We start from the raw sequence: 12,866 nt of genomic DNA, 5'->3' as shown, positions 1-12,866 counted from the left end.
TGTTGACAGTTCGAGGGGGCTGCGTGAGACTGTGCGGCGACGGTCCGGCCGGGGGAGGGAATTACTATGGCTTTGCTGTCTTCATCCGACACACGATCCGCGTCGAAAACGCTGCCGCCCATGGTTTCCGGCGCGCGCCCGGTCATCGGGCACATCCGCGAGTTCGCCCGCGACGGCGAGCGGCTGCTCTGGCGCGGTTTCCGGGAGCACGGGCTGATCTTCCAGATGAAGATGCCCGGCTCCAACCCCTCGGTGGTCCTGCTCGGCCAGGAGCATTCCAAGCGGTTCTTCACCGACGAATCCATGTCGACCGCGGCCGCCTACCCGTTCCTGGGCCGGATGTTCGCCCCGGATTTCTACAGCCTCGGCGGCAAGGAGACCTACCGGCAGCAGAAGGACATCATGCTGCCCCGCTTCCAGGGCGCCGCCCTCGACGACTACGTCGAGGTGATGAACTCCCAGGCCGACCGGTTCCTCGAGAAGCTCGGCGACGCCGGGGAATTCGAGCTGACCGACACCTTCGGCCCGCTGGTGATGGAGATCGCGGCGCGCGCCTTCCTCGGCGAGCGCTTCGCCGAGGAGATGCCGGGCAAGGATTTCTTCGACGAGTACCGCACCTTCTCCGAGGGCCTGAACTTCATGCCGGGCTGGCTGCCCACGCCCACCGGGTTCCGCGCCGACCGCGCCCGGGACCGCCTCAAGGCCGCGATGGGCGCGATGATCGCTCAGCGCCGCCGGGGCACCGCCGAGGAATTCCCCGACTTCCTGTTCACGCTCGCGGAGTCCACCTATGAGGACGGCACCCCCGTCGAGGTGGACGTGCTGGTCAATATCGTGCTGCTGCTGGTGTGGGCGGGCCACGAGACCACCACCGGCGCGCTGTCGTGGGTGCTGGCCGATCTGCTGCAGCACCCCGAGGACCTGCGCCGCGCCCGCGCCGAAGCCGAGGCGGTCCTGGCCGAAGGCCCGCTGGATCTGGCGGCCTCCCGGAAACTGAAGTTCCTCGAGGCCTGCCTGTACGCCTCGGAGCAGGCGCATCCGATTTCCCCGGTGCTGCTGCGCAACCTGCTCCAGGAGGTGCGGATCGGCGGCTACACCCTGCCGGCGGGCACCGTGGTGTTCGCCGCCCCGATGGTCACCCATCAGCTCAAGGACGGGCAGCCCTGGGCCAACGACTTCCGGCCCGATCTGTTCCTGGGCCCGGACGCCAAGACCTACAAGGCGGCCATGATCGGCTTCGGCGGCGGCGTGCACCGCTGCCTCGGGGTGAACTTCGCCCGGATGGAGATGCGGATCCTGCTGGCCCGCTTGCTCGTCGGCCTGGATTTCGAGCTGACCACCGGTGCGCCGCGCCCGCCGCGGCGCACCGAGACCCGCTGGCCCGAGTCGCCGTGCGCGGTCCGGTACCGGGCGCGCCCGCCCGCCGCGGCGGATTCCGGCGCCGTACCCGCGCCGAACACCGACGTCGCGGACCCCGGCCCCCGATGCCCGCTGTCCTGAGCGCGGGCGCGACGGGGTAGAAAAGGTGTCGGGCGCGGTTCGCGACCACGCAACGACATCTGAAGGAGAGAGGCACTTCATGGCGACCTCTGAAGCGCGCGCACAGATCGGTGTGACCGGCCTGGCGGTCATGGGCAGCAATATCGCCCGGAACTTCGCCCGCAACGGTTACACCGTCGCGCTGCACAACCGCAGTGTCGGCAAGACCGACGCGCTGCTGGAAGCGCACGGCGGCGATGGCGACTTCATCCGCACCGAGACCATCGAGGAGTTCGTGGGCGCGCTGGAGAAGCCGCGCCGCGTGCTGATCATGGTGAAGGCGGGCGAGGCCACCGACGCCGTGATCGAAGAGCTGGCCGCGGCGATGGAGCCCGGCGACATCATCATCGATGGCGGCAACGCCCTCTACACCGACACCATCCGCCGCGAGAAGGCCATGTCCGAGCGCGGATTGAACTTCGTGGGCGCGGGCATCTCCGGCGGTGAGGAGGGCGCGCTGAACGGCCCCTCGATCATGCCGGGCGGCCCGAAGGAGTCCTACGACTCGCTGGGCCCGCTGCTGGAGTCGGTCTCCGCCAAGGTCGACGGCGTGCCGTGCTGCACCCACATCGGCCCGGACGGTTCCGGCCACTTCGTGAAGATGGTGCACAACGGCATCGAGTACGCCGACATGCAGCTGATCGGCGAGGCCTACCACCTGTTCCGGGACGCGCTGGGCCTGGACGCCAAGCAGATCGCCGACGTGTTCACCGACTGGAACCGCGGTGACCTGGAGTCCTACCTGATCGAGATCACCGCCGAGGTGCTGAACCAGGTGGACGCGAAGACCGGCAAGCCGCTGGTCGACGTCATCGTGGACGCGGCCGAGCAGAAGGGCACCGGCCGCTGGACGGTGAAGTCGGCGCTGGATCTGGGCGTGCCGGTGACCGGTATCGCCGAGGCCGTGTTCGCGCGCGCGCTGTCCGGTTCCCGCGCCCAGCGCAAGGCGGCGGTCGGCCTGGCCGCGGGCACGCTGGCCGCCAAGCCCACCGATGTCGCGCAGTTCACCGAGGACATCCGCCAGGCGCTCTACGCCTCCAAGATCGTGGCCTACGCGCAGGGCTTCGATCAGATCGCGGCCGGCAGCGCCGAGTACGACTGGAATCTCGCCCCGGGCGATCTGGCCACGATCTGGCGCGGCGGCTGCATCATCCGGGCCCGCTTCCTGAACCGCATCAAGGACGCGTACGCGGAGAACCCGGAGCTGCCGAGCCTGATCCTGGCCCCGTACTTCCGCGAGGCGATCGAGACGGCCATCGACAGCTGGCGGCGCGTGGTGGCCACGGCCACGCTGCTGGGCATTCCGGTGCCGGCTTTCGCGTCGTCGCTGTCCTACTACGACGCGCTGCGGGCCGAGCGCCTGCCGGCCGCGCTGACCCAGGGGCAGCGCGATTTCTTCGGTGCGCACACCTACGAGCGGATCGACGCCGAGGGTAAGTACCACACGCTGTGGAGCGGTGACCGCTCCGAAGTCCAGGCGTAGCACACTCGCGTTCCGGCCGGGCCCCGCACTCGCGGGTCCCGGCCGGACGCGCGTCCGGGGCAGTTCGACCGCCGGTCGCCAGCCGTTGTCCGTCACCGATTCACCGGGTGTTAGCCGCCGTGGCTACCGTGGCGGGTACCCGGAAGGAGGGCGGCATGGAATTCCGGCATCTGGTCTCGTTCCTCGCGATCGCCGAGGAACTGCATTTCGGCCGGGCCGCGCAGCGGCTGCACCTGACCCAGCCGAGTCTGAGCGCGCAGCTGCGCAAACTGGAGGCGGCGCTCGATGTGCTGCTGGTGGAACGCAATTCGCACGAGGTGCGGCTGACTCCGGCGGGGCGGGAGTTCGAGTTGCAGGCCCGGCAGATCGTCGCGCAGCTGGAGCGGGCCGCGCAGGTCGCCCGGGCCACCGCCGCGGGGCGCGCGGGCACCCTGAACATCGGCTACAACCTGCCCGCCAGCCGCCATGTGCTGCCGGACGCGCTGGCGCGCATGACCGACCAGCATCCCGACATCGCGGTGTCGCTGTGGGAGAAGCGCACCGGCCCGCAGTTGACGGCGCTGGCGGACGGCTCGCTCGATCTCGCCCTGGTCTACGGCCATCCCAGCACCTCGGAGTTCCGATATCGCCGGCTGCTGCGACGGGTGCCGCTGGTGGCGGTGGTGGGCCGCAAGCATCGCTGGGCCGAGCGGGCGAGTGTGCCGTTCGCGGAGTTGCAGGGACAGCAGTGCGTGCTGTTCGCGCGGGAGCAGTGTCCCGCCATGTACGACTCCATTTTCCGTGCGGCGGCGCAGAATCGGATCTCGCTGACGGTGGCCCGGCACGCCGACGACCCCGGCGCGACCGCGCACATGGTGTCGGTGCGCCCGCTGGTCGGCTTCGCCTCCGCGGCGCGGGCGAACGCGATGGGTCTGGGCGCGGCCACCGACGGCCCGGTCGCGGTGAAACTGTCGAATCCGGTGCCGACGCTGGACCTCTACGCGGTGTGGCCGGCGGCGCGGACCAACCCCGCGACCGAGCTGTTCCTGGACTGCCTGGAGTCACTTCAAACCCGAACGGACGAAGGCGTTCACGATGTGGCGCTGTAGCAGCAGGTAGAGCAGCAGCACCGGCAGGCAGGCCAGGCTGGCCAGGGCCATCAGCGGGCCCCACTGATCGCCCTCGGTGCCCATGAAGCTGCGCAGACCCAGTTGCAGCACGCTGTTGGACTGCCGCAGAACGACCGCGGGCCAGAAGTATTCGTTCCAGGCGTTGATGAAGAGCAGGATCCCGAGCGCCGCGAGCGCGGGCCGCAGGTTCGGCACCACCACGGTCCACAGGATCGACCAGCCGGAGCGGCCGTCGATCTTCGCCGCCGCCACCAGCTCTTTGGGGAAGGCCGCCATGTGCTGGCGCAGCAGCAGTACGCCCAGTGCCGAGCACAGCGTCGGCAGGACCACGCCGATCAGCGCGTCGATCAGCCCGAGCCGGGTGAGCAGGATGTAGTTGGGCAGCATGGTCACCTGGAACGGGACCAGCCAGGTGCCGACGAAGGCCAGGTACAGCACCCGTTGCAGCGGAAAGGTGTACATGGCGAAGGCGTAGGACGCCAGCAGCGCGATCAGCAGCTGACCGGCGGCCGAGAGCGTCGCGACGAAGAAGGTGTTCAGGATCAGGCCGGTGATGTCGACCTTGTGCGCCGCGTCGGCGTAGTTGCCGAGCGAGAGCGGCCACGGGATGGGCGCCAGCGAGCCGACGTCCTGCGGGCGGCGCAGCGCGGTGGCGAACAGCCAGTAGATCGGGAAGACGCACACCAGCGCGGTCGCGGCGAGCAGCAGATGGCTCGCCGCGCTGCGGACACGGTCAATCATCATGGAAGGAAACCTTTTCCGAGAGCCAGACCAGGAGTCCGGCCAGGACGCCGAAGCCGAGGAACAGCAGCACGCCGGCCGCCGCGCTGAGTCCCGCGTCGAAGCTGTGGAAGGCGTAGTCCCAGAGCAGGTAGTAGATATTGGTGGTGCTCTGCGCCGGGCCGCCCTGGGTCATCGTGTCGATGAGCGGGAAGGTCAGGGTGGGGCTGAGCAATACGGTGGTCAGCACCAGGAACATCAGTGTCGGGGTGAGCAGCGGCAGGGTGATCCAGCGCCGGATCTGGCCGGGGCTCGCCCCGTCGACCCGCGCCGCCTCGTCGTAATCGCCGCTGATACCGGCCAATCCGGCCCACACCACCAGCACCGCGAAGCCCAGCAGCTGCCAGCCGGTGATCGCGATGATGACGCCGTGCGCGGTGCTCGCGTCGAATACCCAGTTGCGCTGCGAGCCGAGGATCCGGTCGACGAATCCGCTGCCGGGGTGCAGCAGCCAGCGCCAGACCGCGGCCGCCGCGACCGGCGCCACCAGGAACGGCGCGAAAACCAGTGCGTGATACAGCGTCCGGGCCCGGGCCGACACGCGGCGGCTGGCCAGCGCGAGGAGCACCGGCAGCAGCACCGTGAGCGGCAGCAGTCCCACGATCAGCGCTCCGGTCCGCACCAGCGACCCGCGGAAGGCCGGGAGCCGGATCAGCCGTTCGTAATTGGCCGTGCCCACCGAGGTCATGGGTGCACTGGGCAGCAGGTTCCAGGACAGGGTGGACAGCTGAAACGCCTGTGCCAGTGGCTGATAGGTCCAGACGACGAGCAGGAACAGCGCGGGGGCGAGGTACAGGTAGGGCGTGACGCCGCGCAACGCCCTGCGCGACAACGGCCGACGCGGAGACGGGAGCTCGCTCGGCGCCGCGACGGGCTGCTCATCGACCACGAACATCGGTCACCCCGCCGCGCCGTCGCGGACCGGCACGCCGACGGGTGCCTGCGCCCGCGCCTGTTCGATCTCCCGCAGCAGCGCCAGCATCTCCGCTTCGGGCCGCTCGTACACCGGCGCGGCCGGTGTCGCCTCCACCGCGCTCACCACGAATTCCATTCCGAGCACGTCGATCCGGCTGTAGCCGAACCCCTGCACCGCGCGCATCCGGCCGACCGGCGGCATGGCGTCGAACCGGTAGGCCACCGCCGGACCCACCCACACCGGAACCCCGCCCAGCGACCCGGCCGTGGTCACGTGGTTGTGCCCGCACAGGACCATCCGCACATCGGTGCCGGCGATCACCGCCGCCAGCCGCACCGACTGCTCGAGGTTCAGCTGCTCCATGACGGGCAGGCCGGAGGGCAGCGGCGGATGGTGCAGCACCAGCAGGGTGCCGCGCGGGGCCGGGCGGCGCAGCCGCCGCCCGAGCCAGGCCAGCTGACCGGCTTCCAGTTTGCCGTCGTGCCGTCCGGGCGTGGTGCTGTCGAGCGCGATGATCCGCAGGCCCGCGACCTCGAGGACCTGGTCGTGCGGCTTCTTCACCCGGACCGCGCCCGGCTCCTGCCCGAGCAGCTCGACCCCGAACGCGCCGCGCTCGTCGTGATTTCCCATGACGTAGAGCACGGCGGCTCCGAGCTCGGCCGCCACCGGTTCGACCGCCGCGCGCAGCCGGCGATACCCCTCCGGCGATCCGTTGTCGGTGAGGTCACCGGACAGCACCAGGGCGTCGACCGGGCCGGAGGCGCGCAGCCGGTCCAGCACGACGGTCAGGTTGGCGTAGGTGTCGACCGTGTCGTAGAGGACTTCGCCGGCCGGGCGAATGTGGGTGTCGGTGATCTGCACGACCCGCAGGTCCCGCATCTGCGCGAACCTCATGCGGCGGGCAGGAGTTTCGCGCCCTCGGCGCGCGCCGCGGACAGGGTGGGCTGTGCGTCGCGACCCTGGAACACGACGGCCTCGACCGCGTCCATCATGCCGTCGCGGATCTGCAGATAGCTGTTGCCGGGCATGGCCACCCACGGCTCCATCGTCTCGAGCTGCGAGATGTTCGGTGCGAGCAGTGGATTCGCGGCCGACCAGGCGCCCAGCGCGCCCGCCTCGGTCAGCAGGCCGGTGCGCAGCGGCAGGTAACCGATGTTCTGCGCGATCCGCACGTAGGATTCCTCGCTGCTCAGGAACTTGATCAGCTCCCAGGCCGCGCGCTGCTTGGCCGGATCGTTGGACAGGATGTGCAGGCCCGCACCGGAATTGGTGGGCACGGCGGGTTTGTCGCCGAAGCGCGGCATGGCGGTGGAGCGCAGGTCCCACTTGTCCTTGGCGCCGGTGACGAAGGCGCTCTGGATGGCGCTCGTCTCCAGGATCATGCCGATCTCACCGCGCGCGAACGCCTCGTAGCCCTGCTTCTGCGCGAGCTTGGGCATGGCGCCGGTGTCGACCAGTCCCTGCGCCATGCGGGTGACCTCGACGGCCGGGGCGTCGGCGTAGGTGAGGGTGCGCCGGTCCTCGGAGATCACCCGCCCGCCGTTGGAGCGCACCAGCGACTGGAAGCACCAGTCCTTGGCCGTCTTGGTCAGGCAGTCGATGTAGACGCCGCCCTTGCCGGTCTTCGCGCTGATGGCGCGGGCGGCGTCGGTGACCTGCTGCCAGGTGGCGGGCGGCTGGTTCGGGTCGAGTCCGGCGGCGCCGAACAGGTCGGCGTTGTAGTAGAGCACCGGCGTGGAGAACACGAACGGCACGCCGTAGGTGTGGCCGTCCCAGTCGTCGAGGGTGCGGGCGCGCGGATGGTAGGGCAGCCGGCCGTCGAAGTTGCGCTGCACCGCGTCCTTGCCGAACAGGGTGTCCAGCGGTTTGGCCCGCAGCTGCTGGATCGTGAAATCCAGGTCGCTGAAACCCAATTGGGCGACGTCGGGCGGCGTGCCGGCGACCATCTGGTTCTGGATGCTGGAAATGGTGTCGGTGGCCGGGTTCGGGCTGTTGCCCTGCGGCTTCTGCGCGGTGACCTTGATATTCGGGAACTTCTTGCCGAAATCGGCGATCAGGGCGTTGAAGGTGTCGGTCCAGGCTCCGGCGACGCCGTAGCTGTAGGACTCGAACACGATCGAAACCTGCTGTCCCGGAGCCAGTTCGGGGACCTGCGCGGTGGACGTCGGCGCGGTCCCGGTGCTGCCGCCGAGACCGCAGCCGCTCGCTGCGACAACGGTGGCGACCACCAGGCCCAGCAGGGGCACGGTGCGTTTCACGGAGTTTCTCCTCATCGAAAGAGTGCGTCGGAATCAGGGGACGGCGACGGGTTCGGGCGCCGCCGGGTTCGGTTGCGGCGCTTGCCAGCTCAGCCGCCGGGTGGACACCGGATCGAAGAGATGCAGGTGCGCCGGATCGACCCGGAAGCCGACCTCGGCGCCGGCCCGCACACCGGCGGGGCGCGGCATCCGGGCGCACAGCGTGCGCGGCCCGCATTCCACGTGCACGAGTTCCTCGCTGCCCAGATTCTCGACCATCGTCACCCGGCCGCGCACCGCGGCGGCGCGGTCGTCGATGCGCAGGTGCTCGGGGCGGATTCCGGCGAGGACGGCGGTGTCGCCGCCGGAATCCGCGGTGATGTCCAGGGCGGCGTCGATGCCGTCGGACAACACCCGCAACCCGCCGTCACGCCAGGCCACGACGGCGGGGAACAGGTTCATCGGCGGCGACCCGAGAAATCCCGCGACGAAGGCGGTGCGGGGCCGGTCGTAGAGCTCGGCCGGGGTGCCGACCTGTTCGATCCGCCCGCTGTCGAGCAGCGCGATCCGGGTGGCCATGGTCATGGCCTCGACCTGATCGTGGGTGACGTAGAGGAAGGTCGCCCCCAGGCGGCGGTGCAGGGCGATCAGTTCGGCGCGGGTGGCGCTGCGCAGTTTCGCGTCGAGATTGGACAGCGGCTCGTCCATGAGGAAGGCGCCCGGGTCGCGCACCATGGCCCGGGCCAGCGCGACCCGCTGGCGTTGCCCGCCGGACAGGGCGGCGGGCCGGCGATCCAGCAGCTCCGAGAGTTCCAGGGTGCGAGCCACTTCGGTCACCCGCTCGGCGATCCGGGCACGCGGCTGCCGCCGGGCGCGCAGCGGGAACCCGATATTGCGGGCCACGCTCAGATGCGGGTACAGCGCGTAACTCTGGAAGACCATGGCCAGGTCCCGGCGCTGCGGTGCGGTATCGGTGATGTCGTTGCCGTCCAGCCGGATCCGGCCCGCGCTGGGCTGCTCCAGGCCCGCGATCATGCGCAGCAGCGTCGACTTGCCGCAGCCGCTCGGGCCGAGCAGCACCATGAATTCACCGTCGGCGATGTCGAGACTGATCTCGCGCACGGCGTGTTCCGCGCCGAAGGTCTTCGATATCGCGTCGATCTGTAGCCGGGCCACCGGGGCTCCTCGAGTCGGACTGGGCTCGTGTGCAGGGACACTGGAAGTCTGGAGCCGCGAGCCCCGGCCGGCGCGGGCGATAGGCGATTCCGATCGAGCGATCGACGCGGTTGTCCGGCTCCGGACACGGCGAACCGCCGCGACGCCTGCGGGCGCCGCGGCGGTCCGGGCCGGAACTACTTGCTACGCGCGGTTCTCCCCTTGCCGAGCAGGAGCCGCCCCCAGCCCGCGACGCGCGCGCCCAGCCCGGCGAGCCCGCTGGGCGCGAGATACATGACCGCGATGATCAGCAGGCCGAAGACGGCGCCCGGCGCGGCCTGGTTGATGTCCTGCGCGAAACTCGGCACGAACAGCACGAACAGGCCGCCGAACAGCGGGCCCCACAGCGAGCCGAGACCGCCCACCACCAGCCCGGCCAGCAGGGTGATCGAGAGCCCGACCGCGAAGGAGTCCGGTGAGACGTAGGCGATCACCCAGGTGTAGACGCAGCCCGCGACACCGGCGAGCATCGCGCTCCAGGCGAAGGCGAGGGTCTTGTAGTAGGCCGGGCGCACGCCCATGATCTCGGCGGCGGTCTCGTTGTCCCGAATCGCGTTGAGCGCGCGGCCCACCCGGGAGCGCTGCACGCCGGCCACCACCAGCAGGCACAGCACCGCGGTGGCCAGGCAGAGGAAGTACAGCCACTGGTCTTCGGCGAGCCCGGTCCACAGCGGCGGCACCGGCTTGTCCAGCGTCAGGCCCATCGAGCCGCCGGTGACCGATTCGAAGCGTTTGAGCAGCGGCACCACGAAGATGGCGATCGCGAGGGTGACCAGCGCCAGGTAGAGTCCGCGCAGTCGCAGGGCGGGCACGCCCAACCCGAGGCCCAGCACGAAGCACACCGCCGCCGCCACCGGCAGGGTGAGCAGATGCGGGAGCTCCCACCGGTCCAGCAGCACCGCCGAGGTGTAGGCGCCGACCGCGAGGAAGGCGCCGTGCCCGAGCGAGATCTGACCCGCCTGCCCGACAAGCAGATTCAGCCCGAGCAGCGCGATGGCGTACACCAGCGCCATGCTGATCTGGAAGGTGTGGAACGGCGACAGCTGGAACGGCGCCCAGCAGGCCACCAGCAGCAGGATCGCGATGCTCAGCGCGCGGCGCCGGCGCCAGATCCGGCTGGGCACCGATTCCGGCTGTGGCACGGTCACTTCCGGCGCCGGCGTCGCGGCGAGGTCTCGGGTACTCATACGCGTTCCACCGCCGCCGTTCCGAAGAGGCCCTGCGGCCGCAGCAGCAGCACGCCGAGGATGATTGCCAGTGGCACACCGATTTTCAGCTCGGTGCCGATGAAGTCGACGTAGGCGCCCGCGAGGGTCTCCGCGATGCCCACGATCACCCCGCCGGCCACAGCCCCGCCGGGGCTGTCGAACCCGCCCAGGGTGGCCGCGGCGAAGGCGTAGATGAGCACGCCGCCCATCATGTTCGGCTCCAGGAACAGCAGCGGCGCGGACAGCACGCCCGACACCGCGCCGACGAGTGCGGCCAGTCCCCAGCCCAGCGCGAGCACCGTGCCGACCCGGATCCCGACCAGCCGGGCGGAGGCCGGATTGCAGGCGACCGCGCGCATGGCCAGCCCGATCCGGGTGAACCGGAACAGCACGTAGAGCAGGCCCATGACCACCGCCACGACGGCGATGACGCCCAGGCTGCCGTATCCCGCGCTCACCCCGCCGGCGCGCAACGCGCCGTCCGGGAACGGATTCGGGAAGGACTTGACCTGGAACGACCAGATCCAGCCGGCGGCCGCGTTGACGAAGAAGAACAGCCCCACGGTGACGATCACCAGGGTCAGTTCCGCGCCGCCCTCCACCGGCCGGATGATCACCCGCTCGATCAGCATGCCCCCGGCGAAGGACACCGCCAGGGTGACCGGCAGCGCGAGCCAGAACGGCATCCCGCTCTCCAGGCACTGCCAGGCCAGGAACGCCGAGAACATGGCCAGCTCGCCCTGGGCGAAGTTCACGATCCCGGTGAACCGGTAGATCAGCACCAGCGCCAGCGCGAGACCGGCGTAGATGGCGCCGGCGCTGAGGCCCTCGATGAGTTGCTGCAGGAATCCGCTCACGGTCACACCCGGTATCCGAGGTAGGACTGCACGACCTTCTCGTCGGCGCGGACCTCGGCGGCCGTGCCGGACAACACGATCCGGCCGGTCTCCAGCACATGGGCGTGACTGGAGATGCCCAGCGCCAGATGCGCGTTCTGTTCGACGACGAGCACGGTGATCCGCTCCTGTTCGTTGATGGTGGCGATGAGCTGGAACAGCTCCTGGGTGACCAGGGGCGAGAGCCCCAGCGACGGTTCGTCGAGCAGCAGCAGCCGGGGCCGCAGCATCAGCGCTCGCCCGATCGCCAGCATCTGCTGCTGCCCGCCGGACAAGCCGCCCGCGGCATCGCGCCGCTTGTCCTTCAGGATGGGAAAGATGCCGTAGATACGATCCAGATCGGCTTCCACGCCGAAGCGGTCGCGGCGCGGGTAGGCGCCCAGGCGCAGGTTCTCCTCGACCGTCAGCGGGGCGAAGGTGCCCCGGCCCTCGGGCACGTGCGCGACGCCGCGCCGGGCGATGGCCTCGGGTCCGCGGCCCGCGATGTCCTCGCCCTCGAGCCGGATCGTGCCCGTGGTGCGCACCATGCCGCTCAGGGCGCGCAGCAGCGTGGTCTTCCCGGCGCCGTTGGGTCCCAGGATGGCGCACACGTCGCCCTGCGCGACCGAGAAACTCAGGCCCTGCAGCACGCGGGCCGCGCCGTATCCGGCATGCAGGTCGGCGAGGTCGAGAAAGGCCGCGCTCATGCCGCGGTCCCGAGGTAGGCGGCGATGACGTCCGGATGCTGCTGCACCTGTTCGGGTGCGCCCTCGGCGATCACCCGGCCGAAGTCCAGGCAGATCACGCGATCGCACAGGCCCATGACGAAACCCATGTGGTGCTCGACCACGATGACCGTGAGATCCCGTTCGGCGCGCAGCGACCGGACCAGCTCGGCGAACTCGTCGACCTCACCGTGGCTGAGCCCGTTCACGGGCTCGTCGAGCAGCAGCAGCCGCGGGTGGATCGCGAGCGCGCGCGCCAGCTCGATCCGTTTGAGCGTGCCGAAGGGCAGGCCGGCGGCCGGGTGCGCGGCGACGGCCGTCAGGCCGAGCCGCTCCAGCAGCGCGTCGGCTTCCGCGCGCAGCGCGCGTTCCTCGCGGCGCACCCGCGCCAGCTGTATTCCCGCCGTGGCGAATCCGGCGCGGGCGCGATGGTGCGCGCCGACCAGCACGTTGTCGCGGACCGACATGCGCGCGAACAGGCCCAGATTCTGGAAGGTGCGCGCGATGCCGAGCCCCGCGAGGGTGTCCGGCCGGGCGGTCAGCAGGTCCGCGCCCTCGTACCTGATCGTCCCGCTGTCGGGGGTGTAGCGCCGGGTCAGGCAGTTGAACAGGCTGGTCTTGCCGGCCCCGTTCGGGCCGATCAGCCCCACCAGTTCCCCGGGTGCGACCTGGAATCCGACCTCCGTCAGGGCGGTGATGCCCCCGAAACGGAGCGTGAGCTGGGAAATTTCGAGCATGCGTCCTCCAGCCCGCGTCGGAGACCGGACGGCGGGCGAGCA

At 70.3% G+C, this 12,866-nt stretch carries 12 protein-coding genes; 3 read left to right on the top strand and 9 right to left on the bottom strand.

Annotated features, from left to right (window positions below; all coding sequences use genetic code 11):
• Positions 1-120 precede the first annotated feature (120 nt).
• The 3 genes from AB0I43_RS11130 (at position 121) to AB0I43_RS11120 (ending at position 4,110) form a co-directional block, all read left to right on the top strand.
• A complete protein-coding gene (locus AB0I43_RS11130; RefSeq protein ID WP_356970749.1) occupies positions 121-1,500 on the top strand; it encodes a cytochrome P450 in 1,380 nt (459 codons plus the stop codon).
• A 79-nt stretch (positions 1,501-1,579) separates the two neighbouring features.
• The gene (gene gndA / locus AB0I43_RS11125) at positions 1,580-3,022 is read left to right on the top strand and encodes an NADP-dependent phosphogluconate dehydrogenase (protein ID WP_356970751.1); all 1,443 of its coding nucleotides are present in this window, start codon (positions 1,580-1,582) and stop codon (positions 3,020-3,022) included.
• A gap of 155 nt (positions 3,023-3,177) precedes the next feature.
• On the top strand, positions 3,178-4,110 hold the full coding sequence (locus tag AB0I43_RS11120; protein WP_356970753.1) for a LysR substrate-binding domain-containing protein: 933 nt from the start codon (positions 3,178-3,180) through the stop codon (positions 4,108-4,110).
• Here the strand turns inward: AB0I43_RS11120 and AB0I43_RS11115 are convergent.
• From AB0I43_RS11115 to AB0I43_RS11075, 9 genes are all read right to left on the bottom strand, one after another.
• Positions 4,063-4,875 carry a carbohydrate ABC transporter permease gene (locus AB0I43_RS11115; protein WP_356970755.1) on the bottom strand — a complete coding sequence of 271 codons (813 nt, stop codon included), beginning with the start codon at positions 4,873-4,875 and terminating at the stop codon, positions 4,063-4,065. The two genes, AB0I43_RS11120 and AB0I43_RS11115, sit on opposite strands and share 48 nt — an antisense overlap.
• On the bottom strand, positions 4,865-5,806 hold the full coding sequence (locus AB0I43_RS11110) for a sugar ABC transporter permease (RefSeq protein WP_356970757.1): 942 nt from the start codon (positions 5,804-5,806) through the stop codon (positions 4,865-4,867). Before AB0I43_RS11110 ends, AB0I43_RS11115 begins: the two co-directional genes overlap by 11 nt.
• A gap of 3 nt (positions 5,807-5,809) precedes the next feature.
• Positions 5,810-6,706 (bottom strand): metallophosphoesterase, encoded by an 897-nt coding sequence (locus tag AB0I43_RS11105; RefSeq protein ID WP_356970759.1) that lies wholly within the window; start codon positions 6,704-6,706, stop codon positions 5,810-5,812.
• Positions 6,707-6,717: 11 nt separating this feature from the next.
• Positions 6,718-8,085 carry an ABC transporter substrate-binding protein gene (locus AB0I43_RS11100; protein ID WP_356970760.1) on the bottom strand — a complete coding sequence of 456 codons (1,368 nt, stop codon included), beginning with the start codon at positions 8,083-8,085 and terminating at the stop codon, positions 6,718-6,720.
• Positions 8,086-8,118: 33 nt separating this feature from the next.
• On the bottom strand, positions 8,119-9,240 hold the full coding sequence (locus tag AB0I43_RS11095; RefSeq protein ID WP_356970762.1) for an ABC transporter ATP-binding protein: 1,122 nt from the start codon (positions 9,238-9,240) through the stop codon (positions 8,119-8,121).
• A 176-nt stretch (positions 9,241-9,416) separates the two neighbouring features.
• On the bottom strand, positions 9,417-10,466 hold the full coding sequence (locus tag AB0I43_RS11090; protein ID WP_356970764.1) for a branched-chain amino acid ABC transporter permease: 1,050 nt from the start codon (positions 10,464-10,466) through the stop codon (positions 9,417-9,419).
• Entirely contained in the window at positions 10,463-11,350 is an 888-nt protein-coding gene (locus AB0I43_RS11085; RefSeq protein WP_356970766.1) for a branched-chain amino acid ABC transporter permease, read from the bottom strand. Before AB0I43_RS11085 ends, AB0I43_RS11090 begins: the two co-directional genes overlap by 4 nt.
• Entirely contained in the window at positions 11,347-12,069 is a 723-nt protein-coding gene (locus AB0I43_RS11080) for an ABC transporter ATP-binding protein (protein ID WP_356970768.1), read from the bottom strand. The genes AB0I43_RS11085 and AB0I43_RS11080 overlap by 4 nt, the downstream gene beginning before the upstream one ends.
• The gene (locus AB0I43_RS11075; protein WP_356970769.1) at positions 12,066-12,824 is read right to left on the bottom strand and encodes an ABC transporter ATP-binding protein; all 759 of its coding nucleotides are present in this window, start codon (positions 12,822-12,824) and stop codon (positions 12,066-12,068) included. Before AB0I43_RS11075 ends, AB0I43_RS11080 begins: the two co-directional genes overlap by 4 nt.
• Positions 12,825-12,866 lie beyond the last annotated feature (42 nt).

The organism is Nocardia sp. NPDC050435, from assembly GCF_040655395.1.
GTDB lineage: Bacteria > Actinomycetota > Actinomycetes > Mycobacteriales > Mycobacteriaceae > Nocardia.
This window is presented reverse-complemented; position numbering and strand designations above follow the sequence as displayed.